Below are 25258 nucleotides of genomic sequence, written 5' to 3' on the forward strand. Positions count from 1 at the left end.
AAGGGATATCAGTGTCTTCTGTCGAGGTCAACGGTGGCAAGGTCGTTTACGAAATCCTCGGCGAGTCAGGCGATCTCATCGCCCTGACACCCGGTGGCCGGTTCAGCAAAGAGATCCCGGGTCTGCGCCCGCTGGCGGAGGCGCTCGCCGCCGGAGGCTACCGGGTGTTGATGTGGGACCGCCCCAACTGCGGCGCATCCGACGTGCAGTTCTACGGGCAGAGCGAATCGCACATGCGCGCCGAGACCCTGCACAAACTCGTGACCGGGCTCGGCTTCGACCGGTGCATCCTTGCCGGCGGGTCCGGTGGCGCAAGGGATTCCATGCTCACCACGATGCTGTACCCCGAACTCGTGGAGAAGCTCGTGGTGTGGAACATCGTCGGCGGCATCTACGGCACGTTCGTCCTCGGGTCGTACTACATCGTCCCCAGCATTCTCGCGGTGCGCGGCACCGGAATGGACGGTGTGATCAAGGTTCCGGAATGGCGCGAGCGCATCGAGGAGAACCCCGACAACGAGAAACGGTTCCTCGACCTCGACTCCGATCAGTTCCTCAAATTGATGCTGCGGTGGCTCAACGCCTTCGTGTCCAAACCAGGACAGACGATTCCGGGTGTCGATGACGAGATGTTCGATCGAATTCAGGTTCCCACGTTGATCATTCGCGGTGGTGAGAACGACATGGATCACCCGAAGCGGACATCGCTGGAAGTCAGCTGCTTGATCAAGGGCTCAAAGCTGATCGACCCGCCGTGGCCGGAGGATGCGTGGGAGCGCGCATCCGAGGCACGCGCACGGGGCGAGGTCAAGCACTTCAATATGTTCGACACCTGGGTGCAGGCCGCCCCGGCCATCCTGAAGTTCCTGAAATCGTGATGTGCCGCAGCGCTTTACACCACGCGGAGGTGAACCTCGCAGTTCAGCGACGCCGCCAGCGCCGTGTATATCCGGCTCTCCGGAATGTGCTCGAGGTCGTCCTCACGCAACGTCACGTAGACAACGTCGAAACCCTCGTGGTCCGGCGTCCGTTCGATCTCGCCGGTGAGCCCGAACCCGGCCAGCACGCCGTGCGCATCGTCGTCGGTTCCCCGGCTGACGAAAGTGACCACGCCCGCAACCGGCGTGGTGGGAAAAGCTTTCGCGCACAGCTCGATCGCCGTGTGCTTGGCCACGTCGACATCGGTGCAGGCGATCAACAGCTCGACCTCGCGACGGCCGGCGGGCATCGCTCCGAGGTCCTTCATGACGACGTCGACGCCCACGTTGCCGGCACTGCCGAGGAGCACTGTCATGCACTCGGTTAGTTGTTCAGGCGCCAGCACGTTGTCGGGGTCGACATTGACGCGCACGACTGCGGTCCGCATGTGCGCAAGCCTAACGGTGAGGTCGGGAGCGAAGTGATGGAGACCAGCGCCGCACCGTCAATCACCATCGCCTCGTCGCCCGGCTTCACGCCCAGGCTGATCGGCGGTCAACCCGGGCCTGGCAGAGAAGATCTGACCGCGTACCGCGGACTCGGTGGCTACCAGCCTCTTGCCGGTGCGGACGAACTGCTCGGCGAGGTCGAATCCGCTGGGCTGCTGGGTCGCGGTGGGGCCGGTTTTCCGCTCGCAGTCAAGTTGCGGGCGGTGCGCGACAACGGTCGGCCTGCCGGTGGAGCCATCGTCGTGGCGAACGGCGAAGAGGGAGAACCGGCTTCGATCAAGGACCGGTGGCTGCTGCGGCACCGGCCGCATCTGATTCTCGACGGGCTGCGGCTTGCCACCGCGATGGTGAACGCCGACCGTGCCTACGTCTACGTGTCCGACCCCGATTCCACGTCCAGTGTCGAAGCCGCTCTGGCCGAGGTCGGGCCGGAAGTGTTCGGCGGCATCGCGGTTGAGGTGTGGAATGTCGAGCCCGGATACATCGCCGGCGAGGAAACCGCGGCGGTCCGCGCGATAAACGGCGGTCCGGTCAAACCCACCGACAAGCCGCCGCGGCCGTTCCAGGAGGGCGTCGGGGGCCTACCCACGCTGGTGAGCAATGTGGAGACGCTGGCCAACCTGCCATACCTGCTGCGCCACGGGTCAGCCGATTACCGATCACTGGGCACGTCGCTGTCTCCCGGCAGCTTCCTGGTCACGCTCACCGGTGCCGGTCGGCCGCCAGCCCTCTACGAAGTACCGCACGGTCTGCCGTTCACCGAGCTGCTTGCCCTGCACGGTGTTTCACCGAACGAAGTCCGAGGTGCGCTGCTGGGCGGCTACTTCGCCGGCTTGCTCGACCGCCGCGTGCTGGATGCGACGCTGGACCACGAGACGCTACGCGGGCTCGGCTGCGGGTTGGGCAACGGCGCGATTGCCGTGATCACCGACGACTGCCCGGTCGCCGTCGCGGCTTCGGTGCTGGCGTATTTCGACCGCGAGAACGCCGGGCAGTGCGGCTCGTGTTTCAACGGGACGGCGGCGATGGCCGCGGTCGCCACCGCCCTGCGGGACGGCGTCGCCACCGATGAGGATGTCGCCCGGTTGCGCCGGTGGTCGGTGGTGCTTCGCGGACGTGGCGCCTGCGCGACGTTGGACGCCGCGACCAACGTCGCCGCGAGCCTGCTCGACAAGTTTGCCGATGAGGTCGGCAGCCATGTCGACAATGGTTGCCAGACATGCCAAGTCGGCGCTTTCGTCGCCGACCGACCCTACGAGGTGGAGGCGGTGAGCCACGCGTGAGAATCCGTCTCGACCGCACGGTGTGCGACGGCTTCGGGGTATGCGCCAAGCACGCGCCGGAATACTTCTCGCTCGACGACTGGGGCTATGCGTCGCTGGAGGGCAGCGGCGACGTGGCCGAAGCTGACCGCGACGCGGTGATGCGGGCGTTGCTGGATTGCCCGGTGCACGCGATCACCGAGTGGGGTGAGCATCGCGGCGGTCCGCATCCGATGTCGGAGTGCACCGACGAGGATCCGGCCGAACATCTCAAAACCGAAGCGAACGAAGCCGAGTGGGGGTTCACCCGTTGACCGGGCGCCCGCTGCCGCTGATCACTCAAGACAACGAATTCTTCTGGACGTCAGGCGCGGACGGAAAGCTGCGCTTGCAGGAATGTGCGGATTGCACTGCCCTCATCCATCCACCCGCACCGGTGTGCCGGTACTGTCGCTCGCACAACCTGACCGTTCGGGCGGTGTCAGGCCGGGCCACGCTGGCCGGCTTCACCGTCAACCATCGATTCAGTGTGCCCGGCTTGCCCGCTCCGTACGTCGTCGCCCAAGTCGCCCTCGCCGAAGACCCACGGGTGCGGCTGACCACCAACATCGTCGAATGTGACCCGGAGCAACTGGAATTGGGCCAACAGGTCGAGGTGGTCTTCGAGCAGCATGAGGACGTCTGGCTGCCGCTGTTTCGTCTCCTCGAGGATGCCGCCCCTGCCGCGCTGCCGATCGACGAGATCGCACCGGAACGCTTCGGCGAGTACGTCCGGCCGATGCTCACGGCGGACAAGTTCGAAGACAAGGTGGCGCTCACCGGAATCGGCATGTCGGAGATCGGCCGACGGCTGATGGTTCCGCCGCTGTCGCTGACAGTTGTGGCCTGCGAGGCCGCCGTCGCCGACGCCGGGCTGACCCTCGACGACATCGACGGCTTGTCGACCTACCCCGGCGGCGGCAACCTCGGTGGCTTCGGCGAAGGCGGCGTCACCGCACTCGAAGCGGCGCTGGGCATTCGGCCGACATGGCACAACGGCGGGATCGAAACCTTCGGTCCCGGCGGATCGGTGATCGCCGCGATGCTCGCCGTCGCCGGCGGGCTGGCCCGCCATGTGCTGTGCTTCCGGACGCTGTGGGAAGCCACCTTCAACGAGCAGATGAAACAGGGCAAAATTCCAGTGTCCGGGGGCCGTCGCGCCGACTGGCTGCTGCCGTTCGGTGCGACGTCGGCGGCACACACCTTGGCGCAGAACGCGCAGCGGCACTTTCACCGCTATGGCACGACGAAAGAGACGCTGGGCTGGATCGCGCTGAACCAGCGCGCGAACGCCGAAATCAATCCCACCGCGGTGTACCGGTCACCGATGACCATGGACGACTACCTCAACGCGCGTCCGATCACCACGCCGTTCGGGCTCTACGACTGCGACGTGCCGTGCGACGGCGCGATCGCGGTGATCGTGTCGGCCGTCGATGCCGCGCGCGACACCGCAAAACCGCCGGTGCTCGTCGACGCGGTCGGGACCCAGATCATCGAGCGAATCGATTGGGACCAAAGCACATTGACCCACGAACCGCAGGTGCTCGGCCAAGCCGCGCACCTGTGGTCGCGCACCTCGCTCACACCGCAGGACGTCGACGTCGCCGAGTTGTACGACGGGTTCACCATGAACTGCCTGTCCTGGATCGAAGCGCTGGGTTTCTGCGGGATCGGCGAGGCGAAGGAGTTTCTGGACGGCGGCAAGAACATCGCCCGCGACGGACAACTCCCGCTGAACACCCATGGCGGGCAGCTGTCGCACGGTCGAACGCACGGCATGGGTCTGCTGCACGAGGCGATCACCCAGTTGCGCGGTGAAGCCGGTGAGCGACAAGTCGCCGGCGCCCGCGTCGGAGTGGTCAGCAGCGGCGGCCTGACGCCGAGCGGGGTGCTGCTGCTGCGAGCCGAGTCATGATTCGGCCCGCGCCGACGACGATGCAGTGGGGGTGCCTCCAGCCGCGCAGCGGCGAGGGGGACGCAGCGATGCTGAGGAGCGGCGCATGATTCAGCCGAGACTTGTCATCGTCGACGGGGTTCCGATGTCGGCTCTCGTCGCCGAGGTGCCCGACCCGCGTGCGGTAATCGTTGCGATTCACGGCGGCGGCACCACCGCACTGTATTTCGATTGTCCCGGCCACCCCGAGTCGTCGTTGCTGCGGGCCGGCGCGGCGCGCGGATACACCGTCGTCGCGCTCGACCGGCCCGGGTACGGCAGCTCCGCGGCCTACCCCGAGGCGATGGCCGAACCCGGGCAACGGGTCGCGCTCGCATATGGCGCGGTGGACAAGGTTCTCAACGAACGGCCCCGCGGCGCCGGACTCTTCCTGATGGCCCATTCCGGTGGTTGCGAACTGGCACTGCGGATGGCCGCGGAGACGCAGCGCGACGACCTGCTCGGCGTTGAACTGGCCGGCACCGGCCGTCGCTATCATCCCGCGGCCCGCGAGATCCTCAAAGCGACAACCCTCGAACACCGCCCCGCCGGCATGCGCGAGCTGTTGTGGCATCCCACCGAACTCTATCCGCCCGAAGTCCTCAGCGGTGCAACGGTTTACCAAGGGGCTCCACCCTACGAAACCCAGATGGTGTTGAACTGGGCCCGCCAGGACTTTCCGGCCATTGCGCCTGAAGTTCGGGTGCCGGTGCAGTTCAGCGTCGCCGAGCACGAAAAAATCTGGCTCTCGGATCAGCCTGCGCTGGAGGAGATTGCGTCGCTGTTCTCGGGTGCACCCAATTTCCGACTCAACGAGCAGCGCGGGGCAGCACACAACATCAGCCTCGGCCACACCGCTGCGGACTATCACGCGTCGGTTCTCGAGTTCGCCGACACCTGCATCGGCGTGGAGACCGGGTGATGCACGTCGGATTCATCGGATTGGGCAGCCAGGGCGGCCCGATGGCCGGACGCATCATCGACGCCGGGTTCCCCACCACGTTGTGGGCGCGCAGGCCGGAGTCGCTGGAGCGGTATGCCGGCACCGCCGCGAAAGTCGCAGCGTCGCCCGCCGAACTCGCGGCCGACAGCGATCTAGTGTGCCTCTGCGTGGTCGGCGATGCGGACGTCGAGGAGGTCGCGACGGGTGAGGACGGGGTGCTGACCGGGCTCAAGCCGGGCGGCATCATCGCGATCCACAGCACCGTGCACCCCAACACCTGCCATCAATTGGCAGAAAAGGCGGCAGCACAGGATGTTTCAGTGATCGACGCGCCAGTGAGCGGGGGTGCGCCGGCCGTGGCGGAACGACGCCTGCTGGTCATGGCCGGTGGCGAGCCCGACGTCGTCGACCGCTGCCGCCCGGTGTTCGAGAGCTACGCCGACCCGATTGTGCACCTGGGTGAGCTCGGCTCCGGACAGACCGCGAAACTGCTGAACAATCTGCTCTTCACCGCGAACCTGGGAACGGCGGCCAGCACCCTGGCACTTGGCGAGGCGCTCGGCGTACTGCCTGATCGCCTTACCGAAGTCATCTCTCGCGGCAGCGGGAACAGCTTCGGTCTCAACGTGCTTGGCGGTGACAGCGGTCTGGATCGGCTGGCAGACCTGGCGGGCGCACTGCTGCAAAAGGACATTCGGCTGCTCGCCGACCTGACCGACCGCGCGAACTTTACCGGCGGAGCTGTGCTGGATGCCGCCGACGCCACGCTGGCCCTGATGAAACACCCACGGTGAGAATCGGATTCATCGGCGCCGGGCGGATGGGACGTCCGATGGTGGCCCGTCTCGTCGGGGCCGGACACGATGTCGATGTCCTGAGCCGCACCGCCGACAAGCGCGCCGCCATCACCGAATTGGGCGGGAGATCCGTCGCCGAGATCGCCGAAGTGTGCGCGGCCGCGGAAGTCGCGGTGGTCTGTGTGTTCACCGACGAGCAGGTCCGTGAGGTCTGCCTGGCTGGCGGTGTGGTCGCGGCGATGCCGGCCGGCTCAGCTCTGGTGCTGCACACCACCGGAAGCCCCCGCACCGTCGAGAGCATCGCCGAGCGGGCGACGCCCCGCGGCATAGAGGTGGTGGATGCACCGGTGAGCGGAGGCCCGCACAACGCCGCGGCCGGAACATTGACCTTGTTCGTCGGCGGCGCCGACCACACCCTGACGCGCGTCCGACCGGTGTTGAGTTGTTACGGCGATCCGGTCCTGCATGTGGGCCCGCTGGGAGCGGGTCAGAAGGTGAAACTGGTCAACAACGCCCTGTTCGCGGCCCACATCGGACTGCTCGCCGAGGCCGTCAGACTGGGCGCGCAACTCGGCGTGACAGAGTCGGCGCTGCTCAGCGCTCTTCCCCACGGCAGCGCATCGAGCCGGGTGCTGGACATCGTCGCCGCGGGCGGATCCATCGCCTCGTTCATCAAAACCGCAGGCGAATTCGTCGGCAAAGACCTTGCCGTGGTCAGGGGTATCGCCGCCGAACTGGGCAGCGACCTCGGTGTGCTCGACGACGCCATCGACGCGGGCGCGACGGCGAAATGAGGTCTTTTCGGTCCGCGAAGATGCGGCTACCGTTAGCGTTACAGTCAAGCATTCCGTCGTAAAGGTTTTCAGCGGCTTATTCGGCGCTGAGGAGGGTGTCATGACCAAAGCCAAGGTCGTCTTTGATCCGTTCTCCGACGAGTACTTCACCAATCCGTTCGAGATATATCGCCGAATGCGCGAGGACGCTCCGCTCTACTACGACGAAAAAGAGGACTTCTACGCGATCACCCGTCATGAAGACGTGGCGGCGGCCCTGAAGGATTACGAGACCTACTCATCGAGCCGGGGCTGCGATCTGGCGATGGTGCGCAAAGGCCTATCGCCCGAGATGAGATCCATCATCTTCATGGATCCGCCGGACCATCGGCACATGCGCAGCCTGCTGAACAAAGCCTTCACCCCGCGGGCCGTGCAATCGCAGACCGAGACCGTTCACGAAGTGATCGACAAATATCTCGGTGCCGTCGACCCTGACAACTTCGACGTGGTGCAGGACTTCTCCGGACCTTTCCCTGTCGAGGTCATCACCCGGATGGCCGGGGTTCCGGAGGAATACCGCCAGCAGGTGCGGCACTGGATCGACACCAGCCTGTCCCGGGAACCCGGACAGATCGAGGTCAGCGAAGCGGGAATGCAGGCCAACATCGACACCGCGATGTACTACTTCGGCCTGGTGCAGGAACGGCGGCAAAACCCGCAGGACGACATGATCAGCAAGCTGATCGCCGCCGAAATCCCCGGCGAAGACGGTCAGACCCGCAAGCTGGACGATATCGAAATATGCGGTTTCGCCACGCTTTTGGGCGGTGCCGGTGCTGAGACTGTGACCAAGTTGATCGGCAGCGCAATGGTGCTTTTCGCCCGCAACCCGGAGCAGTGGAAGAAGCTGAAAGCGGACCGCAGCAAGTTGGCCGGCGCCGTCGAAGAGTTGCTGCGCTACGAAGGCCCGGTGCAGTACAACGTCCGCTGGACGTTGAAAGAAGCGCACACCAGCGGCGGCACCATACCGGCGGGCAAGCCGGTGTTCGTGATGAACGCCGCGGCGAACCGCGACCCGGACGCCTTCACCGACGCCGACACATTCGACATCGACCGCGACCAGACCGAAGCGCAGCACCTCGGTTTGGGATACGGGATCCACAGCTGCCTGGGCGCGGCACTGGCCCGGATGGAAAGCCGCGTCGCCCTGGAGAAGTTGCTCGACTTCATGCCCAATTACGAGGTCGACTGGGACGGCTGCCGGCGAGTCACCATGCAGAACGTCGCGGGCTGGCTGAATGTCCCGGTGAAGGTGTTGCGATGACGAAGAAGATCGAAGTCGACTGGGGTCTGTGCGAGAGCAACGGGGTGTGCATGGGCGTCATGCCGGAGGTCTTCCGACTCGAGGATGACGACACACTGACCGTGCTGCAGGACGAAGTCACGCCGGAGAACGAGGCGCTGGTGCTCGAGGCGGTTCGTCAATGCCCGCGGCAGGCCATTTCCATCAGCGAGTAGTTAACTGCCGAGCGTTGTTCGGGCAAAAGCGATTTCACTTCGTCGCCGCGTTGGGATCAGCGGCGGAGTAGATGTTAAGAATCTATCAAGCGGTAGGCGGTAATTTTCCACACGACAAACGTGAAAGGAAGCCGCTATGTACAACACCAGCACGCTGAAGAAGATCATCTCGGGCGCGCTGCTGGCCGGCAGCGTCGCGGTCACCGGGGCAGGACTCAGCGCAGGTACCGCCCAAGCCGACCCATTTGCTGCGCAGCCCCACACCTGGTGCCCCGGGCAAGCTTTGCCGTTCGGCAACATTCAGTGGGACATGGGTGTGTGCCACACCTGGTATGAAGTTCCGTTCGGTCAGGGCAACGTGCGAATGGTTGACATCCACGGGAATCCGTTGGACAGCTTCATCTCGGCGGACATCCCGGCCCCGATCTTCACTCCTCCACCTCCGCCGCCACCGGCGCCGCCGCACCCGTTCTGCACCCCTCGCGGAGCCTTCATCATCATTCCGCCGATCTGCGACGAGATCGGGGTGCATCCCTGACGTAAGCGGTTGCGGCTCAGCCGAATCCGGAGATGATCACCGCGTTGCAGTCAGCGGCGGCCTGACGTAACTTCGCGGCGTTCCGGTAGGCCTCCGACTCGTACCACGCGCGAGCCGCGTCCACCGACTCGAATTCCAGCACCACTGTCTGGTCGCCGTGCCAATCGCCTTCGATGACCGTGGGATTGGTGTCCACCGCGAGGATGTTGACTCCGTCCATCGCCGCTCCGGCAGCCCGGCCGTAGGCCTTCATGCCTTCCGGATCGTTGATCGCTTCGGTGAGAATGACATACCCTTTTGGCATAGTTGCGTGAAACTCCTTACCGGCTTTGGTATCTGGTCAACGCTTGACGATGGCCTGCTCGGGACAGGACGCGATGGCCTCTTCGGTGGCAGCCTCGAATTGCGCCGGCACCTCGGAATCTATTGCCACCGCGTACCCGTCGTCGGTCAGGCTGAACACCTCTTCGCACAGCGTGGTGCACACCCCGTGGCCACGGCAGCGCTGATCGTCTACCCAGACTTTCATACGGGCGTGAACTCCAGGTGCAGCTCGGTCAGTCCGCGCAGGATGTACGTCGGAACGTATTGGTAGCGGCGGTCATTGGCGGGCCCGTGATGCTTCTCGCTGATCCTGATGTCGGACGTGCGGTCCAGCAGTCGCTCGAGGGCCACCCGTGTTTCGGCGCGGGCCAGCGGAGCGCCTGGGCAGCTGTGAATACCGCGTCCGAACGAGATATGTTGGCGGGCATTCTTTCTGGCCGGGTCGAACGTGGTCGGGTCTTCGAATCGCCGCGGATCGCGGTTCGCGGCGGCCTGCACGATCATCACCGTGGTGCCCGCGGGCAGGTCGACGCCGCCGATGTTGACCGGCTTGCGGTTCAACCGGAAGTCACCCTTGACCGGGCTCTCGTGGCGCAGCGACTCCTCGATGAAGTTCGGGATGAGGCTGCGGTCTTTGCGCAACTGCGCCTGGATGTCGGGCCGCTCCCCCAACGTCTGCAGCGACGCACCGAGCAGCCGCACAGTCGTTTCCTGACCTGCCGAGAAGACATTGGCCGCGACCCGGGCGACGTCTTCGACCTCGGGCGTGGTGCCGTCAGGATAGGTGGCTGTAGCCAGGCCGGTCAGCACATCGTCGCGGGGTGCGGCGCGACGATCCCGGACGTAGTCGGAGAACAGTCCGTAGAGGAATTCCAGCGGGCTGTGCGCCAGCGATTCCTTGCCGGTGCCCCCGACGCCGCCACCGGAGTTCTCGCGGATGCCCTTGACGAACTTGTCGCGGTCTTCGATCGGCACGCCGAGCAGGTCGGCGATCACCAGCAGCGTGAAGGGACCGGAGAAGCCCTTGATCCAGTCGCCCTCGCCGGGCGCCAGAAAGTCGTCGAGCACCTGGTCGGCGAGCTCCCACATGGCGTCCTCGTTTTCCTTGAGGCGCTTCGGGGTGATCAGCCGCATCAGCAGCGAGCGGTGGTTGGTGTGGGTCGGCGGGTCGAGGGTGGGCAGCTGATCGCTGAACGGCAGCTCGTCGCGGTGCTGCTCGATCAACTCGGTGATGTCGCTGTCACCCAGGCCCTCCAGGCTGACCGGGAAGCCGGGAAACGGGCCGGTCACCGAGTTGCACGACGACCACGTCTCGGCGTCGTTCAAGACCGCGCAGGCTTCTTCCCAGCCGGTCACCATCGTGACGTCGTGGTGCTTCTCCTTGGCCACCGGGCACTGCTGCCGCAGCGCCTCGTAAAACGGGTAGGGGTCGGCGATCAGCTCGCTACCACGGAAAAAATCCTTATCGGCGAAGTCGTTCACCATCTCGCACCGTTCCAATCTCGGCTCGTGAGAATGAGCCTCTCAGAGATGAGCATTAGATTTCCATACCGCAGGCGGCGCCGTCAACGCGCTGCGAATCCAGCGTCGAGAAGAAGGAAATCGGCTCAGCCGGCCGGGATCAGGTCGGCCTCGACGGCCGGGCTGGCCGTCACCCGGCTGCGAAACGTCTCGATCGGCTCGATCGGGATCGGGGGAAGAGCCGCCGCGGCGAAGGCCTGCGCCTTGAAGGCCTGCGCGGCGGCGCTGAGCCGGTGCTGAACCAGGCCGACGCTGTCATCCAACTCGGCCGGCCAGGTCTGCCCCCACAGGGTGACCTCGGTCGCGCCCTGGTCGAGTGCCTGCAGGACACCTTCGCGAACGCGAGGGTCGCAGTCGAACAGGTCGGCCGCCACGGCCAGGGTCTGCGGCGGCAGCCGGTGCCCCGCCGTCGCCAATGCGTACTCCAGGTCGACGATCTGGGCGCCGAGAATCCGCAACGGTCGTTCGTCCGGATGGTCGGCGACCAGGACCGTCACGTCCCACCCGGCGATCGCCCGGTCGAACAGCCACCCGCCCGCGAAGCGCACCACATCGGCGACATCGGCGGCGACGACGTCGAGCCGGTACCTCATGTCGGGTTCGGCGGAGCCATGTCCCGGGCCAACGATTCCGCGTACTCCTTGAAGACCTCGGTCAGTGGTATCGAAGGGTTGAGCAACCATGTGGTCTCCATTCCGATGATGAAGGCAAGAATCTGCACTGCCTTGACGCTGACATCCATGTCCATCCGAAACTGACCGGCCTGCTGGCCGCGTCGGATCAGCTCGCTGATGATCGCGGTCGCATCGCGATACCGGCTTTGCAGCCGGTCGTGCAGCGGTGCGTCGGGGTGCACGTTCTCCGCGAGCAGCACCGCGTACGTGCCGATCAACTCGGGTGATCGGTAGTACCGCTCGGCGACGGCGGCAACTTCCGAGATCAGGTCGCCCGCCCGGTCCGCGTGCGAGTCGTCGTCGGCGTCGCGGACGTCGAGCACCGCGTTCAACAGCTGCTCTTTGGATTCGAAGTGATGCAGCAACCCGGCGGGGCTGACACCGGCCTCGCCGGCGATCTGGGCCAGCGTCGTGTTGCGCCACCCGTTGCGGGTGAGCAACCGCTGCGCGACGGACAGGATCCGCTGTTTGCGATCCTCGCCCTTGGCGCGCAACGAGTCGTACGGCCGTGATTCGGGCACCGAGCTCCTTCGTTCAACCAACTAACTGAGCACACAGTAGGTTGGTTGGGCCGAGTGTGACAAGGGTCTCAGCCGAAAACATTCTGTCGCGCCGCCGCTACAGACCCAGCGACTTGGCGATGATCACTTTCATCACTTCACTCGTGCCGGCGTAGATGCGGGCCACGCGTGCATCGGTGTACAGCCGGGCGATCGGATATTCCATCATGTAGCCGTAGCCGCCGAACAGCTGCAGACACCGGTCGATGACCCGTTGCTGCATCTCGGTGCAGAACAGTTTGACGCGCGCGGCGTCGGGGGCCGACAGCTCGTCCTCGACGTGCAGCGCGACCGCGCGATCCAGCATCGCCTGGCCGGCCTCTACTTCGGTCGAACAGGCGGCCAACTCGAATTTGGTGTTCTGGAATGACGCGACCGGGGTGCCGAATGCCTTGCGGTCTTTGGTGTAGTCGATGGCCGCGGCGATCGCCGAGCGCGCCTGCGCCACCGAACCGACAGCCACCGTCAGACGTTCCTGCGGCAGGTTGTGGCCGAGGTAGCCGAACGCCTCACCCTCGTCGCCGAGCACGTTCTCGACAGGCACCCGGACATCGACGAACGACAGCTCGGCGGTGTCCTGCACCTTGCAGCCCATTTTCTCCAGCTCGCGACCGCGGGTGAAGCCCTCCATCCCGTCCTCGACGACGAACAGCGTCAGGCCCCTGCGCCGGTTGTCGGGGTCGGTCGCGGTGCGGGCGACGACGATCACCAGGTCGGCCTGCATGCCACCGGTAATGAATGTCTTGGCGCCGTTGACAATCCAGTGGTCGCCGTCCCGTTTGGCCGTCGTGCGCATGCCGGCGAGGTCGGATCCGGTGCCGGGTTCGGTCATCGCGACGGCGGTCAGCAGCGTCCCGGCGGCCAGACCGGGGAACCAGCGCTTGCGCTGCTCCTCATTCGCGTAGTGCAGGAAATACGGCAGGATCACCTCAAGTTGGGTGCGGACGGTCGACAGCGTCACCAGCGCCTTGGCCGCCTCCTCCTGCAGCACGACGTTGTAGCGGTAGTCGGGCATCCCGCCGCCGCCGTACTCCTCGGGAATCGCCATCCCGAGCATCCCGAGCGCACCCATCTGCTTGAAGACGTCGCGCGGCATCCGCCCGGCCTTCTCCCACTGCGGATAAGCCGGGACGACTTCCTTTTCGATGAAGTCCCGGGCCAGTCCGCGGAATGATTCGTGATCTTCGGTGAACAGGTCTCGACGCATGACTTCCCCAGTCAGGCAACAAGTTCGACGAGGGTGGCGTTGGCGGTGCCGCCACCTTCGCACATGCTCTGCAGTCCGAAGCGAATCCCGTTGTCGCGCATGTGGTACGCCAGGCGGGTCATCAGCACCGCGCCCGATGCGCCGAGCGGGTGGCCGAGGGCGATCGCTCCGCCCAACGGGTTGAGCCGGTCCGGGTCGGCACCGGTTTCGTCGAGCCACGCCAGCGGCACCGGGGCAAAAGCCTCGTTGACCTCGAACGCACCGACCTCGCCGATCGAGACGCCGGCCTTCTTCAGCACTTTCTCGGTGGCCGGGATGGGTCCGGTAAGCATCAGCACCGGATCAGCTCCCGTCACGGCGCCGGCCCGGTAGCGCACCAGTGGGGTCAGGCCCAGCTCGACCGCCATCTGCGAGGTCATCACGAGCAAAGCCGCTGCGCCATCGGAGATTTGCGACGAGTTGCCGGCGTGGATCACTCCGGCCTCGTCGAACGCCGGCTTGAGGCCGGCCAGTTTTTCGACGGTCGTGCCTCGCCGGATTCCTTCGTCGGCGGTGACTGCTTTGTCGTCCACAAAGACCGGGACGATCTGGTCGGCGAACGCGCCGTTGTCCTGCGCGGCTGCGGCCCGTTCGTGCGACAACGACGAATACTCGTCGAGCCGGGTGCGGGAAAACCCCCACTTCTTGGCGATCATCTCCGCCGACAAGCCCTGGTTGAACGAGAAACCGTCATATCGTTCAAGGACTTTGGGGCCGTAGGGCTGTCCGCTTGCCCTGGCCGAGCCCAGTGGCACCCGGCTCATCACCTCGACCCCGCCGGCCACCACGACGTCCTGCTGGCCCGACATCACCGCCTGCACCGCGAAGTCGAGAGCCTGCTGGCTGGACCCGCACGCCCGGTTGATCGTTGTGCCCGGGATGCTTTCGGGCCAGCCCGCAGCCAGTACCGCGTAGCGGCCGATGTTGCTGGACTGGTCGCCGACCTGGGATACGCATCCCCAGATCACGTCGTCGACGATGTTGGGGTCGATGCCGGTGCGCGCCACCAACTCGTTGAGCACCAGCGCCGACAGGTCGGCGGCGTGCATGCTCGACAGGCCGCCGTTTCGCTTGCCGACGGGTGTTCGCACTGCCTCGACGATGACTGTTTCACGCATTCTTCTGCTCCGATCTCGGTACTGCCCATTGACCAGTGAACGACGCGTCGCGCTTTTCGGCGAACGCGGCATACGCCTCCGCCGAATCGACCGTCGCGAAATTGCCGACCTGGGCGCGGGCCTCGTTGGCCAGCGCATCGCGCATGGTCCGGTCGGCGCCCTCGTTCAGCAGCGCCTTGCTGTGCGCCAACGCGATGGGCGGACCGGCCGCCAGCCGCGCGGCCACCTCGGCGACGAACGCGTCGATCTCGGCGGCGCCGACCACCCAGGTGACCAGGTTCAGCGCGTGCGCCTCCGCCGCATCGATGGTGTCGGCCAGCAGCACCAGCCGCTTGGCTTGTTGCAGGCCAACAATTTTCGGCAGCAACCAGGAGCCGCCAAGATCGACCGACAGGCCACGTTTGGAGAAGATCTGCGAGAACGTCGATTCCGGTGTTGCCACCACCAGATCGCATCCGAGCGCCAGGTTCCAGCCGGCACCGACCGCGACGCCGTTGACCTTGGCGATCGTCGGCACCCGCAATTCGTGCAGTGCCAGCGCCACATCGGTCAGCCGTTGCAGCTTGTGCACCGGATGGCTGTCGTCGGGCGTCGAGATGTCGGCGCCGGAACAGAATGCGCCGTCGGCACCGGTGATCACCACCGCCCGCACGCCACGGTCCTTGCCTGCGGCGATGAGCGCCTCGGCCAGCGCGACCCACAGCTCACGGTTGATCGCGTTCTTGCGCCGCGGTCGGTTCAGCGTCAACGTCCGGACACCGTCACGGTCGTCGCAGAGCAGCACCGGCTGGTCGGTCATGGTGAGTAGGCCGGTCCTACTGCGCCCAGTACCCGCAGTCGGTCGATCTCGCCTGCGGCGACACCGAGTTCGGCCAGCACAGCGTCGGTGTGCTGCCCCAGCCCGGGCACCGCGCCCATCGCCGGCGTGAAGCCGGAGATGACCGGCGGGGGAAGCAGCGCCTGGATCGGGCCGGCGGGCGTGTCGACTTCTCGCCAGCGGTCCCGGGCGGTCAGCTGAGGGTGCACCAGCACCTCGCTGGGCAGGTTGTATCGCGCGTTCCCGATGCCGGCGGCGTCCGCCGTTTTCTGCACGTGGTCCAGGTCGTGCTGTGCGCACCAGGCACCGATGGCCTCGTCCAGCTCGGCGCGGTGCGCACACCGTGACGAGTTGTTGGCGAACCGGGGGTCGTCGGCCAGGTCGTCGCGATGAATGATCTGACGCGACAGTCGTTGCCACTCGGCATCGTTCGTGGTGCCGAGGACGACGGTCTGACCATCGCCGGTGCGATAGGCGCCGTAGGGCGCGACCGCGGGCGAGCTCATTCCCAACGGCTGCTGGTCGATCCCGGAGTGCTGGGTGTAGGTCAGCGGATACCCCATCAGCTCGGTCATGGTGTCGAGCAGGCTGAGCGCGACCGTGTTGCCGTGCCGGCCGGGAGACGATTGGGCGTCGCGGGAGTACAGCAGAGCGACGATCGAGAGCGCCGAATACAGCCCGGTGCTGATGTCTGCCACCGGCGGTCCGGGTTTGGCCGGCGCGCCGGGATGACCGGTGACCGCGCAGGCACCGGACTCCGCCTGCGCGAGCAGGTCGTAGGCGCGCTTGTGGGACAGCGGTCCGCCCGGGCCATAGCCGTCGATTTCGACCGCGATCACGTTCGGATGGCGCTGCTCCAGATCGGCTGCGCCGACGCCGAGCCGGGCGACCGCGCCGGGCGCGAGATTGGACACCAACACGTCGGCCCGGTCGAGAAGCTGGTGCAGAATGTCGAGTCCCGCCTCGGTCTTCAGGTCGAGGGTCACCGATTCCTTACCGCGATTGGCCCAAACGAAGTGCGCGGCAAGGCCATTGACGACGTCGTCGTAATGCCGGGCGAAGTCGCCGCCCTTGGGGTTTTCCACCTTGATCACACGAGCACCGAAATCGGCGAGCACCCGTGTGCAGATCGGCGCGGCGACCGCCTGCTCCAAGGCCACCACGGTGACGCCCGTCAGCGGCCCTCGGGTTTCCGGCATCACATCACCATGCCGCCATCCACCGGCAACACCTGACCGGTGATGTAGGAGGCGGCATCGGAGGCCAGGAAGACGAATGCACCGGCAACCTCTGCGGGTTCGGCCCAGCGCTTCAACGGAATTCGGTTCATCATGTTCTCCGCGAATTTCTCGTTGGTCCGAATGGTCTCGGTCATCTTGGTAGCGGCAAGTGGCGCGAGCGCGTTGACGAGGATGTTGTTGCGCGCCATCTCGCGGGCCAGCGACTTGGTGAACCCGATGATGCTGGCCTTGGCGGCCGAGTAGTTCACCTGGCCCAGTGTGCCGGTGATCCCAGCCGACGACACCACGTTGATGATGCGGCCCCTGCCGTCGGTGGGCAGAAACTTCAGCGCGGCCTGCGCGCAGTGCACGGCGCCCATCAGATGGATGTCCAGCACCCGATGAAAGCTCTCGTCGGTGAGGTCGGCGAACATTCCCGGCGCCGTCACGCCGGCGTTGTTGACCAGAACGTGCAGCACGCCGTCGGAGAGTCCGGCCGCGTGTTCGGCCGCCGCCTCAGCCGCCGCGCGGTCCCGGACGTCAAGCGCGGTGCTTTCCGCCTTCCCGCCGTCTGCGCAGATACGTTGGGCGACAGCCGAAGCCGCGTCGGCGTCCACATCGCTGACCAGAACCGCCGCCCCGGCTGCGGCCAACGCTCCGGCAACAGCAGCGCCGATTCCGGTGCCCGACCCGGTGACCAGCGCCGAGCGACCAGTCAGGTCGAACAGCGACCGCGCCATCAGTAGCTCCTCGGCAAGCCGAGCACGTGCTCGCCAAGGAAGTTGAGAATCATCTCCTGGCTGACCGGCGCGATCTTCATCAGGCGGGACTCGCGGAAGTAGCGCGACACGTGGTACTCCTCGGAGTAGCCCATCCCGCCGTGCAGTTGCAGCGCCCGATCGGCCGCTGCGAATCCGGCGTCCGCGCACAGGTACTTCGCGGTATTCGCTTCGCGCCCACAGGGTTTCCCATTGTCGTACAGCCAGGTCGCCTTGCGCAGAATGAGTTCCGCGGCGTCGAGACGGGCCAGCGAGTCGGCCAGCGGGAACTGCAGGCCCTGGTTCATACCGATCGGGCGGTTGAACACGACTCGCTCATTGCCGTACTTCACGGCCTTGTCCAACGCGACACGTCCGATGCCGAGCGCTTCGGCGGCGATCAGCATCCGCTCCGGGTTGAGACCGTCGAGGATGTACTTGAAGCCTTTCCCCTCTTCGCCGACGCGGTCCTCGACCGGGACGATCAGATCGTCGATGAAGACCTCGTTGGAGCTGACGGCATTGCGGCCCATCTTCTTGATCGGCCGGATGTCGACGTGGTCGCGATCGAGGTCAGTGAGGAACAGCGTCATCCCGTCGGTCTTCTTCGTGACCTGATCGAACGGCGTGGTACGAGTCAGCAGCAGAATCTTCTCGGATTCCAGCGCCTTGGAGATCCAGACCTTGCGCCCGTTGATCCGGTACGTGTCGCCTTCGCGCTTGGCGAACGTCGTGATACGCGATGTATCAAGGCCCGCACCGGGTTCGGTGACGCCGAAGCACACGTGCAGATCGCCGTTGACGATCCGCGGGAGCGTCCTGGCCTTCAACTCATCAGAGCCGTGCTTGACGACCGGCTGCATGCCGAAAATGGTCAGGTGAATCGCGCTGGCGCCGTTCATGGCCGCACCCGAGCGCGACACCTCCTCGAGCAGCAGCGTCGCCTCGGTGATGCCGAGTCCGTGGCCCCCGTACTCCTCGGGGATCGTCATACCGAGCCAGCCGCCCTTGGCGATCGCGTCGTAGAACTCCTGCGGGAACTCGTGCGCCAGGTCTTTTTCCATCCAGTACTGGTCGTCGAACTTCGACGCCAGCTCGGCGACCGACTTGCGGATCAGCTCCTGGTCATCGGTCAGCTCGAAGTTCATCCCACCGCCGGCCACTGCGAAATCTCCTTTGAATGAATTGCCGCACCGGCTTTCGGTGCCGGCCCGCTGCGTCCGGCTTCGCCGCACTTGCGACCGCCACGGGCAGACGAAGACCGGTGGCGCGTCAGTCCTTGTTTCCGGTGAGTTCCTTGGCGCTGGCCGCGAAGTCGGCAAAGCTGGCGCCACCGTGCTCGTGTTTCGACAGCGCCCGGATCGAGACATCGTGTCCCTCAGCGGCTTTGCGCAACGCACCAACCGTGGCCTGAGCTTCAGTGATGTGGCTGAACGGATCGAAGGAGTACCAGCGCATCGCGTTCTGATACGACATCTTCTTGATCTCGTCGTCCGGAACATTGTTCCGCGACAACACGTCCCACAGCTCCTCGGGGGCACCCGGCCACATCGAATCGCTGTGCGGGTAGTCGGCCTCCCAGCAGATGTTGTCGATGCCGATCTCGTTGCGCAGTGCGACTCCGACCTTGTCGCTGATGAAGCAGGTCAGGAAGTGCTCGCGGAACACCTCGCTGGGCAACTTGCCTTTGAAGTCCTGGTGCGTCCACGTCGAGTGCATCTCGTAGGTCCGGTCGGCCCGCTCCAGGAAGTAAGGGATCCAGCCGGTGCCGCCCTCGGACAGGGCGACCTTCAAGTCCGGATATTCCTTGATCGGCTTGGACCACAACAGGTCTGCGGCGGCTTGCACGATGTTCATCGGCTGCAGCGTGATCATCACGTCCATCGGCGCATCCGGCGCGGTGATCGCCAGCCGGCCCGACGATCCGATGTGCACATTCATCACGGTGTCGGTGTCGCACAACGCTTCCCACAACGGTTTCCAGTAATCGTTATGGAAGCTCGGGTAGCCCATCGCGGCGGGATTCTCGGTGAAGGTCAGCGCGTGCACGCCCTTCTTCGCAACCCGTCGCACCTCTTTGGCGCACTCCTCGGCATCCCAGATCACCGGTATCGCCATCGGGATGAAGCGGGCCGGGTACGCGCCGCACCATTCCTCGATGTGCCAGTCGTTGTATGCCTGCACCAGCGCGATGGAGAAGTCGTGGTCTTCGGTGGCGAACAACCGCGCGGCGAAACCGGGAAACGACGGAAAGCAGATCGAGGCCAGGATGCCGCCGGCGTTCATGTCCTTGACTCGCTCGTCGACGTTGTAGCAACCCGGGCGGATCTCATCGAGGCCCTGCGGCTCCAGCCCGTACTCCTCCTTGGGCCGGCCGGCGACCGCGTTAAGCGCGACGTTGGGGATCACGGTGTCGCGGAACTGCCAGGTGTCGGAGCCGTCTTCGTTGTGCACCAGGCGCGGCGCATCGTCGGCGTACTTCTTCGGCAGGTGGTTCTTGAACATGTCCGGCGGCTCGACGGTGTGGTCGTCGACACTGATCAAAATCATGTCTTCTTTATTCACTGCCCGTTCCTCTCCATTGGGGCTCCGTTCGGGGCCCCCTGGTCGTCGGCCTGCGATTCGTCGGCGATCGCCGCGCTAGTGGCCGATCCGTCGACCAATAGCTTTCGCCGTTGAGTTCGCCCCTGTAATGGAAATTAGCTTCTCAGTTCGCGAGAATCAACATCTTGAGGCTACCCCTGCCACGTTCCGGGGTGCCACGGCGTCGCCATCCGCGCCTCCCGCCGGAACGTCGTTGCCCCAGCTGAACGGCAAAAGATTGACCAATCCAAGCGTTCGTGGAAACCTATTGGTCAAATATGAGAATATGATTCTCGTAAGTGAGGAGGCCGTATGCGTCTGCCCCCGTTGCCGGCGGATGAGTGGGACGACGCTGCCCGGCACGCGGTGTCAGGCATGCTGCCCGAGGAGCGGCGCAATCCGGACGATGCGGGCACCCTGCTGTCCACCATGGTGCGCCACCCGAAGCTCACCCGGGCGTATCTGCGCTTCAGCACCTACCTGCTCTACGGGTCGACGCTGCCGGCCCGCATCCGCGAGCAGGTCGTCCTGCGCGTTGCGCATCGTCGCGGCTGCAGCTACGAGTGGACGCACCACGTGGAGATGGCCCACGAAGTGGGTTTGTCGGACGCCGACATCGAGGCCGTGCGATCCGGCAACGCGGACAACGACTTCGACCGCGCGTTGTTGTGCGCGGTCGACGAGCTCGACGAAAAGTCGAACATGTCCGACCAGACGTGGGCCGCGCTCAGCGCACAACTCGACGAGCGGCAGCGGATGGACCTGGTCTTCACCGTCGGTAACTACGTCGCACTTGCAATGGCACTGAACACGTTTGGCGTCGAGGTCGAAGGAGACCACGGCGACGAGACACCAGAGAGGTAAGGACGTTGGCACACTTTCCGAAACCGGCCGCCGGCAGCTGGACAGAGAACTATCCCGAGCTGGGGACGGCGCCGGTCGACTACAGCGACTCGATCGACCCGGAGTTCTTCGAAGCCGAACGCGAGGCGGTGTTCAAGAAGACTTGGCTCAACGTCGGCCGGGTCAACCGGCTCCCGCGCACTGGCAGCTATTTCACCAAAGAGTTGCCGTCGGCGGGCAAAGGCACATCCGTCATCATCGTCAAGACCAAGGACGGCTCGGTCAAGGCCTACCACAATGTCTGCCGCCACCGCGGAAACAAGTTGGTGTGGAACGACTTTCCGAATGAGGAGACCTCGGGAACGTGCCGCCAGTTCACCTGCAAGTACCACGCGTGGCGCTACAGCCTGGACGGTGACCTGACCTTCGTCCAGCAAGAAGACGAATTCTTCGACCTCGACAAGAGCAAATACGGCCTGGCGCCGGTGCGCTGCGAGGTGTGGGAAGGCTTCATCTTCATCAACTTCGACAACAACGCGGCCCCGCTGGTCGACTATCTGGGCCCGCTCGCCAAGAGCATCGAGGGCTACCCGTTCGGCGAGATGACGGAGACCTACTCCTACCGGGCAGAGGTCGGCAGCAACTGGAAGCTGTTCATCGACGCGTTCGTCGAGTTCTACCACGCGCCGATCCTGCACCAAGGGCAGTACACCAAGGAAGAGGCCGCCAAGATCCAGAAGTTCGGCTACGAGGCGCTGCACTACGAAGTGGCCGGTCCGCACAGCCTGCAGTCGACCTGGGGTGGTCAGGCGCCTCCCCCGGACATGTCGATGGTCAAGCCCCTGGACCAGGTGTTGCGCAGCGGGTTGTTCGGGCCGTGGGACAAACCGGAGATCATCGAGAACCTGGACTTGCCACCAGGAGTCAACGTCAAGCGGGTTCCGCAGTGGGGTATCGACTCGTGGCTGTTCTATCCGAACTTCATGCTGCTGATCTGGGAACCGGGCTGGTTCCTGACCTACCACTACTGGCCGACCGCGGTGGACAAGCACATCTTCGAGTCCACGCTGTATTTCGTCCCGCCGCGCAATGCGCGCGAACGCCTGGCCCAGGAGTTGGCTGCCGTGACGTTCAAGGAATACGCGCTGCAGGACGCCAATACGCTGGAAGCAACCCAGACCATGATCGGCACCCGGGCCGTCGAGCAGTTCCTGCTGTGCGACCAGGAGATCTTGATCCGTCATCTGCACAAGACGACCGGTGACTACGTGAAGGAGTATCAAAGCAATGGCGCTTCCGTCTGAATTCGCGGCACTGGAGCCGTTTTTGGAGTGGGATCTGGCCACCGAGCCCGAGCGCTACGCCAAGCGGCTGGCCTCTTCGATGGCCGAGATGCAGGCGTTCTACGATGTGGCTTTCCCGAAGCTCAACGATGTGATCGAGTACTGCGACAAGTTCCCGCTCGACGACCTGCCCGAGGACGCGAGGACTCTGATGCACATCATGCAATCGCTGGTGATGGTGTCGTTCCCGATCGAAGCGTGGAAGCAGCCGCGAGTGCCCGACAGCGGGGCGGCCTGGGTCGAAGTGCTTCGGGAGCCGGTGATCTGAGACTGTGCTGACGCTCAAGGCCGCCGGACTGCTCGACATCGACGCCGGCGAGATCGTCTCGCCCGGGATCGTGCGCGTCGACGAGGACCGGATCGTGGGCCTCGGCGGGCAACCCCAGGGGGACATCATCGACTTGGGCGACTCGATCCTGCTGCCCGGACTGATGGACATGGAAGTCAATCTGCTGATGGGCGGGCGGGGCGAGACGCCCGGGCTGTCCCAGGTGCAGGACGATCCCCCGACGCGCGTGCTGCGTGCGGTCGGCAACGCCCGCCGCACGCTGCGGGCGGGATTCACCACCGTGCGCAACCTGGGCCTGTTCGTCAAGACCGGCGGTTACCTGCTCGACGTCGCGCTGGGCAAGGCCATCGACGCGGGCTGGATCGAAGGACCCCGAATCGTCCCGGCCGGCCACGCAATCACGCCCACCGGCGGGCACCTGGACCCGACGATGTTCGCCGCGTTCATGCCCGGTGCACTCGAGCTCACAGTCGAAGAGGGCATCGCCAACGGAGTCGACGAAATCCGTAAGGCTGTGCGTTACCAGATCAAGCACGGCGCCCAGCTGATCAAGGTGTGCGTTTCGGGCGGCGTGATGTCGTTGACCGGTGAGGCTGGGGCGCAACACTATTCCGATGAGGAATTGCGCGCGATCGTCGATGAGGCGCACCGGCGGGGGCTGCGTGTCGCGGCGCATACACACGGAGCTGAAGCGGTCAAGCACGCGGTCGCGTGCGGGATCGACTGCATCGAGCACGGGTTTCTGATGGATGACGAGGCCATCCAGATGCTGGTCGACAACGACCGGTTCCTGGTGACGACCCGCAGGCTCGCCCAGGCGATGGATGTGTCCCGCGCTCCGAAGGCGTTGCAGGACAAGGCGGCCGAGATGTTCCCCAAGGCCGAAACGTCGATCAAGGCTGCCTACCAGGCCGGGGTGAAGATCGCGGTCGGCACGGACGCCCCGGCAATCCCGCACGGCAAGAACGCCGATGAGCTCGTCACGTTGGTGGAATGGGGTATGCCGCCACTGGCGGTGTTGCGGGCCGCCACCGTGACCGCAGCCGAGCTGATCAATGTCACCGACCGAGGCCGGCTGGCCGAGGGCCAGCTCGCCGACATCATCGCGGTACCGGGAAACCCGTTGGAAGACATCACGGTTACCCAGCATGTGAACTTTGTTATGAAAGGCGGCAAAGTCTATGTCGGATCGAATTGAGGACCTCGTCGAGATCCAGCAGTTGCTGGCCCGCTACGCGGTCACGATCACCCAGGAAGACATCGACGGCCTGATCGCCGTGTTCACGCCGGACGGCACCTACAGCGCGTTCGGCGAAACCTATTCGCTGGACCGGTTTCCGGTGCTCGTCGATGCCGCGCCCAAGGGTCTGTTCATGACCGCGACACCGGTCATCGAATTGGACGGTGACACGGCGACCGGAACGCAGCCGCTGTGCTTCATCGACAACGCCACCCACGACATGCGTATCGGCTACTACAAGGACACCTACGTGCGGACGGATGACGGCTGGCGGTTGAAAACCCGCGCCATGACGTTCATTCGGCGTAGCGGTGTGCACGACTCAGGGCGCCCGCACGCTATCGGGCGGCCTTCAGCTCAAGCATGAAAGTCGACGAGTTCCGCGCGGGCTTGCGGGCCTGGCTCGACGACAACGATCTGACGCCGGGCCCGGACCATACGCTGCAGGGACACATGCTGCAGTACCGTCGCGTCAGCCGGGCGCTGTATGACGCCGATTGGATGCGATACGGCTGGCCCCTCGAAGTCGGCGGGTTGGGCGGTCCGGCCATCCTTCGCGCAGTCGTCGGCGAAGAAGTGGTGGGCCGCCGTCTCGCCGAACCGGGCCCGTATTCGATGCTCGAGGTGCTCACGCCCACCATGATCGACTACGCCCCGGCAGAGCTCGCCGCCGAAATGGTGCCGCGGCTACTCAGGGGCGAAGAGCAATGGTGCCAAGGGTTTTCCGAGCCAGGATCCGGCAGCGACCTGGCGTCGCTGAGCACACGCGCGGTGCAGGACGGCGACAACTGGATCGTCAACGGGCAGAAGGTGTGGACCAGCTACGCGCAGTTCTCCACGCGGTGCGTGTTGCTCACTCGCACAGCGCCCGGCTACGACGGGATCACCGCGTTCTTCGTCGACTTGGATACCGCCGGCATCACCATCCGGCCGCTGCAGACGATGCACGGCGTCGATGAATTCTGCGAGGTGTACTACGACGACGTCGTGATCCCGGCAACCCGGATGCTCGGCAAGCCGGGAGACGGCTGGCAGCTTGCCATGGACCTGCTGCCGTATGAGCGCTCGAGCTGTTTCTGGCAGCGCATCGCCTACCTCTACTCACGCTTCGACGAGCTCATCGCGGAAGCACGCGATCCTGACGAATATGAGCTCGGTGCGGCATATCTCGCGCTTCATACGCTGCGCTGCCGATCGCGAGAAACCCAGCACCGACTGCTCGACGGGGCACGACTCGGACCCGACACCTCGATCGACAAGGTGCTGCTGGCCGGCGCCGAGCAACGGCTCTATGACACCGTGCGCGATCTGTTGCCCGGAACCGTGGAGTTGGACGACACACCGTGGCGCTCCGAATACCTCTATTCCCGCGCGGCGACCATCTACGGCGGCACCGCGGAGATCCAGCGCAACATCATCGCGCGCCGGCTGCTGGATCTGGGCAAGGAGTGAGCGTGGACGCCGAATCCTTGCAGCTGCTGGAGGA

29 protein-coding genes and 1 pseudogene are annotated in these 25258 nt (G+C 65.1%); 17 read left to right on the top strand and 13 right to left on the bottom strand.

Annotation, left to right across the window (positions count from 1 at the left end):
* Positions 1–11: 11 nt before the first annotated feature.
* A complete protein-coding gene (locus G6N27_RS12120; protein ID WP_163776548.1) occupies positions 12–878 on the top strand; it encodes an alpha/beta fold hydrolase in 867 nt (288 codons plus the stop codon).
* A gap of 14 nt (positions 879–892) precedes the next feature.
* Here the strand turns inward: G6N27_RS12120 and G6N27_RS12125 are convergent, their stop codons facing one another.
* Positions 893–1366, bottom strand: a complete 474-nt coding sequence (locus tag G6N27_RS12125) for a hypothetical protein (RefSeq protein ID WP_163776549.1) — start codon at positions 1364–1366, stop codon at positions 893–895.
* A 36-nt stretch (positions 1367–1402) separates the two neighbouring features.
* On the opposite strand from G6N27_RS12125, the gene G6N27_RS12130 reads away from it, so the two are divergent.
* The 10 genes and pseudogenes from G6N27_RS12130 (at position 1403) to G6N27_RS12170 (ending at position 9236) form a co-directional block, all read left to right on the top strand.
* Complete coding sequence (locus G6N27_RS12130; protein ID WP_163781709.1) at positions 1403–2710, top strand: NADH-ubiquinone oxidoreductase-F iron-sulfur binding region domain-containing protein; 1308 nt, start codon at positions 1403–1405, stop codon at positions 2708–2710.
* A complete protein-coding gene (locus G6N27_RS12135) occupies positions 2707–3003 on the top strand; it encodes a ferredoxin (protein ID WP_163776550.1) in 297 nt (98 codons plus the stop codon). The genes G6N27_RS12130 and G6N27_RS12135 overlap by 4 nt, the downstream gene beginning before the upstream one ends.
* The gene (locus G6N27_RS12140; RefSeq protein ID WP_232064975.1) at positions 3000–4646 is read left to right on the top strand and encodes a thiolase C-terminal domain-containing protein; all 1647 of its coding nucleotides are present in this window, start codon (positions 3000–3002) and stop codon (positions 4644–4646) included. Before G6N27_RS12135 ends, G6N27_RS12140 begins: the two co-directional genes overlap by 4 nt.
* A pseudogene (locus G6N27_RS25280) lies at positions 4645–4734 on the top strand (hypothetical protein); the annotation flags it as partial. The gene G6N27_RS12140 and the pseudogene G6N27_RS25280, both read left to right, overlap by 2 nt.
* On the top strand, positions 4732–5586 hold the full coding sequence (locus tag G6N27_RS12145) for an alpha/beta hydrolase (RefSeq protein WP_232065071.1): 855 nt from the start codon (positions 4732–4734) through the stop codon (positions 5584–5586). The pseudogene G6N27_RS25280 and the gene G6N27_RS12145, both read left to right, overlap by 3 nt.
* Entirely contained in the window at positions 5586–6401 is an 816-nt protein-coding gene (locus G6N27_RS12150) for an NAD(P)-dependent oxidoreductase (protein ID WP_163781715.1), read from the top strand. The genes G6N27_RS12145 and G6N27_RS12150 overlap by 1 nt, the downstream gene beginning before the upstream one ends.
* A gap of 38 nt (positions 6402–6439) precedes the next feature.
* Complete coding sequence (locus G6N27_RS12155) at positions 6440–7198, top strand: NAD(P)-dependent oxidoreductase (protein WP_232065072.1); 759 nt, start codon at positions 6440–6442, stop codon at positions 7196–7198.
* 100 nt (positions 7199–7298) lie between these two features.
* Complete coding sequence (locus G6N27_RS12160) at positions 7299–8504, top strand: cytochrome P450 (protein WP_163776552.1); 1206 nt, start codon at positions 7299–7301, stop codon at positions 8502–8504.
* Positions 8501–8698 (top strand): ferredoxin, encoded by a 198-nt coding sequence (locus G6N27_RS12165; protein WP_163776553.1) that lies wholly within the window; start codon positions 8501–8503, stop codon positions 8696–8698. The genes G6N27_RS12160 and G6N27_RS12165 overlap by 4 nt, the downstream gene beginning before the upstream one ends.
* 136 nt (positions 8699–8834) lie before the next feature.
* Entirely contained in the window at positions 8835–9236 is a 402-nt protein-coding gene (locus G6N27_RS12170) for a hypothetical protein (protein ID WP_163776554.1), read from the top strand.
* Between the two features lie 16 nt (positions 9237–9252).
* Here G6N27_RS12170 and G6N27_RS12175 read toward each other — a convergent pair whose 3' ends face one another.
* The 12 genes from G6N27_RS12175 to G6N27_RS12230 form a co-directional block, all read right to left on the bottom strand.
* Complete coding sequence (locus G6N27_RS12175) at positions 9253–9540, bottom strand: DUF1330 domain-containing protein (RefSeq protein WP_163776555.1); 288 nt, start codon at positions 9538–9540, stop codon at positions 9253–9255.
* Between the two features lie 36 nt (positions 9541–9576).
* Positions 9577–9765, bottom strand: a complete 189-nt coding sequence (locus G6N27_RS12180) for a ferredoxin (protein ID WP_163776556.1) — start codon at positions 9763–9765, stop codon at positions 9577–9579.
* On the bottom strand, positions 9762–11042 hold the full coding sequence (locus G6N27_RS12185; RefSeq protein WP_372513034.1) for a cytochrome P450: 1281 nt from the start codon (positions 11040–11042) through the stop codon (positions 9762–9764). Before G6N27_RS12185 ends, G6N27_RS12180 begins: the two co-directional genes overlap by 4 nt.
* Positions 11043–11167: 125 nt before the next feature.
* On the bottom strand, positions 11168–11674 hold the full coding sequence (locus G6N27_RS12190) for a hypothetical protein (RefSeq protein ID WP_163776558.1): 507 nt from the start codon (positions 11672–11674) through the stop codon (positions 11168–11170).
* On the bottom strand, positions 11671–12276 hold the full coding sequence (locus G6N27_RS12195; protein WP_163776559.1) for a TetR/AcrR family transcriptional regulator: 606 nt from the start codon (positions 12274–12276) through the stop codon (positions 11671–11673). The genes G6N27_RS12190 and G6N27_RS12195 overlap by 4 nt, the downstream gene beginning before the upstream one ends.
* Positions 12277–12373: 97 nt before the next feature.
* A complete protein-coding gene (locus tag G6N27_RS12200; protein WP_163776560.1) occupies positions 12374–13522 on the bottom strand; it encodes an acyl-CoA dehydrogenase family protein in 1149 nt (382 codons plus the stop codon).
* An 11-nt stretch (positions 13523–13533) separates the two neighbouring features.
* On the bottom strand, positions 13534–14679 hold the full coding sequence (locus G6N27_RS12205) for a thiolase family protein (protein WP_163776561.1): 1146 nt from the start codon (positions 14677–14679) through the stop codon (positions 13534–13536).
* Positions 14672–15478, bottom strand: a complete 807-nt coding sequence (locus tag G6N27_RS12210) for an enoyl-CoA hydratase/isomerase family protein (RefSeq protein WP_163776562.1) — start codon at positions 15476–15478, stop codon at positions 14672–14674. Before G6N27_RS12210 ends, G6N27_RS12205 begins: the two co-directional genes overlap by 8 nt.
* Positions 15475–16695, bottom strand: coding sequence for a CaiB/BaiF CoA transferase family protein (locus tag G6N27_RS12215; RefSeq protein ID WP_163776563.1), 1221 nt, complete (start codon positions 16693–16695; stop codon positions 15475–15477). Before G6N27_RS12215 ends, G6N27_RS12210 begins: the two co-directional genes overlap by 4 nt.
* Positions 16695–17456, bottom strand: a complete 762-nt coding sequence (locus tag G6N27_RS12220; protein ID WP_163776564.1) for an SDR family NAD(P)-dependent oxidoreductase — start codon at positions 17454–17456, stop codon at positions 16695–16697. The genes G6N27_RS12215 and G6N27_RS12220 overlap by 1 nt, the downstream gene beginning before the upstream one ends.
* Entirely contained in the window at positions 17456–18622 is a 1167-nt protein-coding gene (locus G6N27_RS12225; RefSeq protein WP_163781717.1) for an acyl-CoA dehydrogenase family protein, read from the bottom strand. Before G6N27_RS12225 ends, G6N27_RS12220 begins: the two co-directional genes overlap by 1 nt.
* A 124-nt stretch (positions 18623–18746) precedes the next feature.
* Positions 18747–20039, bottom strand: coding sequence for an amidohydrolase family protein (locus tag G6N27_RS12230; protein WP_163776565.1), 1293 nt, complete (start codon positions 20037–20039; stop codon positions 18747–18749).
* A 330-nt stretch (positions 20040–20369) separates the two neighbouring features.
* Here G6N27_RS12230 and G6N27_RS12235 point away from each other — a divergent pair, with 330 nt between their 5' ends.
* From G6N27_RS12235 to G6N27_RS12260, 6 genes are read left to right on the top strand one after another with little or no spacing between them, the layout of a single operon-like run.
* Entirely contained in the window at positions 20370–20921 is a 552-nt protein-coding gene (locus G6N27_RS12235; RefSeq protein WP_163776566.1) for a carboxymuconolactone decarboxylase family protein, read from the top strand.
* A 5-nt stretch (positions 20922–20926) separates the two neighbouring features.
* Positions 20927–22204 carry an aromatic ring-hydroxylating oxygenase subunit alpha gene (locus G6N27_RS12240; RefSeq protein WP_163776567.1) on the top strand — a complete coding sequence of 426 codons (1278 nt, stop codon included), beginning with the start codon at positions 20927–20929 and terminating at the stop codon, positions 22202–22204.
* Complete coding sequence (locus G6N27_RS12245; RefSeq protein ID WP_163776568.1) at positions 22188–22511, top strand: hypothetical protein; 324 nt, start codon at positions 22188–22190, stop codon at positions 22509–22511. The genes G6N27_RS12240 and G6N27_RS12245 overlap by 17 nt, the downstream gene beginning before the upstream one ends.
* Positions 22512–22515: 4 nt before the next feature.
* Positions 22516–23730 carry a metal-dependent hydrolase family protein gene (locus G6N27_RS12250; protein WP_163776569.1) on the top strand — a complete coding sequence of 405 codons (1215 nt, stop codon included), beginning with the start codon at positions 22516–22518 and terminating at the stop codon, positions 23728–23730.
* A complete protein-coding gene (locus G6N27_RS12255; RefSeq protein ID WP_163776570.1) occupies positions 23714–24139 on the top strand; it encodes a nuclear transport factor 2 family protein in 426 nt (141 codons plus the stop codon). The genes G6N27_RS12250 and G6N27_RS12255 overlap by 17 nt, the downstream gene beginning before the upstream one ends.
* On the top strand, positions 24136–25224 hold the full coding sequence (locus tag G6N27_RS12260) for an acyl-CoA dehydrogenase family protein (protein ID WP_163776571.1): 1089 nt from the start codon (positions 24136–24138) through the stop codon (positions 25222–25224). The genes G6N27_RS12255 and G6N27_RS12260 overlap by 4 nt, the downstream gene beginning before the upstream one ends.
* Positions 25225–25258: the final 34 nt, after the last annotated feature.

Source organism: Mycobacterium cookii (assembly GCF_010727945.1).
Lineage (GTDB): Bacteria > Actinomycetota > Actinomycetes > Mycobacteriales > Mycobacteriaceae > Mycobacterium > Mycobacterium cookii.

Excerpts from the sequence above, each read along its gene's own strand:
- G6N27_RS12125 (WP_163776549.1), bottom strand. The coding sequence starts at position 1,366 with ATGCGGACCGCAGTCGTGCGCGTCAATGTCGACCCCGACAACGTGCTG.
- G6N27_RS12175 (WP_163776555.1), bottom strand. The coding sequence starts at position 9,540 with ATGCCAAAAGGGTATGTCATTCTCACCGAAGCGATCAACGATCCGGAA.
- G6N27_RS12130 (WP_163781709.1), top strand. The coding sequence starts at position 1,403 with ATGGAGACCAGCGCCGCACCGTCAATCACCATCGCCTCGTCGCCCGGC.
- G6N27_RS12205 (WP_163776561.1), bottom strand. The coding sequence starts at position 14,679 with ATGCGTGAAACAGTCATCGTCGAGGCAGTGCGAACACCCGTCGGCAAG.
- G6N27_RS12245 (WP_163776568.1), top strand. The coding sequence starts at position 22,188 with ATGGCGCTTCCGTCTGAATTCGCGGCACTGGAGCCGTTTTTGGAGTGG.
- G6N27_RS12150 (WP_163781715.1), top strand. The coding sequence starts at position 5,586 with ATGCACGTCGGATTCATCGGATTGGGCAGCCAGGGCGGCCCGATGGCC.
- G6N27_RS12160 (WP_163776552.1), top strand. The coding sequence starts at position 7,299 with ATGACCAAAGCCAAGGTCGTCTTTGATCCGTTCTCCGACGAGTACTTC.
- G6N27_RS12225 (WP_163781717.1), bottom strand. The coding sequence starts at position 18,622 with ATGAACTTCGAGCTGACCGATGACCAGGAGCTGATCCGCAAGTCGGTC.
- G6N27_RS12215 (WP_163776563.1), bottom strand. The coding sequence starts at position 16,695 with ATGCCGGAAACCCGAGGGCCGCTGACGGGCGTCACCGTGGTGGCCTTG.
- G6N27_RS12170 (WP_163776554.1), top strand. The coding sequence starts at position 8,835 with ATGTACAACACCAGCACGCTGAAGAAGATCATCTCGGGCGCGCTGCTG.
- G6N27_RS12145 (WP_232065071.1), top strand. The coding sequence starts at position 4,732 with ATGATTCAGCCGAGACTTGTCATCGTCGACGGGGTTCCGATGTCGGCT.
- G6N27_RS12155 (WP_232065072.1), top strand. The coding sequence starts at position 6,440 with ATGGTGGCCCGTCTCGTCGGGGCCGGACACGATGTCGATGTCCTGAGC.
- G6N27_RS12210 (WP_163776562.1), bottom strand. The coding sequence starts at position 15,478 with ATGACCGACCAGCCGGTGCTGCTCTGCGACGACCGTGACGGTGTCCGG.
- G6N27_RS12220 (WP_163776564.1), bottom strand. The coding sequence starts at position 17,456 with ATGGCGCGGTCGCTGTTCGACCTGACTGGTCGCTCGGCGCTGGTCACC.
- G6N27_RS12190 (WP_163776558.1), bottom strand. The coding sequence starts at position 11,674 with ATGAGGTACCGGCTCGACGTCGTCGCCGCCGATGTCGCCGATGTGGTG.
- G6N27_RS12260 (WP_163776571.1), top strand. The coding sequence starts at position 24,136 with ATGAAAGTCGACGAGTTCCGCGCGGGCTTGCGGGCCTGGCTCGACGAC.
- G6N27_RS12200 (WP_163776560.1), bottom strand. The coding sequence starts at position 13,522 with ATGCGTCGAGACCTGTTCACCGAAGATCACGAATCATTCCGCGGACTG.
- G6N27_RS12180 (WP_163776556.1), bottom strand. The coding sequence starts at position 9,765 with ATGAAAGTCTGGGTAGACGATCAGCGCTGCCGTGGCCACGGGGTGTGC.
- G6N27_RS12255 (WP_163776570.1), top strand. The coding sequence starts at position 23,714 with ATGTCGGATCGAATTGAGGACCTCGTCGAGATCCAGCAGTTGCTGGCC.
- G6N27_RS12165 (WP_163776553.1), top strand. The coding sequence starts at position 8,501 with ATGACGAAGAAGATCGAAGTCGACTGGGGTCTGTGCGAGAGCAACGGG.
- G6N27_RS12235 (WP_163776566.1), top strand. The coding sequence starts at position 20,370 with ATGCGTCTGCCCCCGTTGCCGGCGGATGAGTGGGACGACGCTGCCCGG.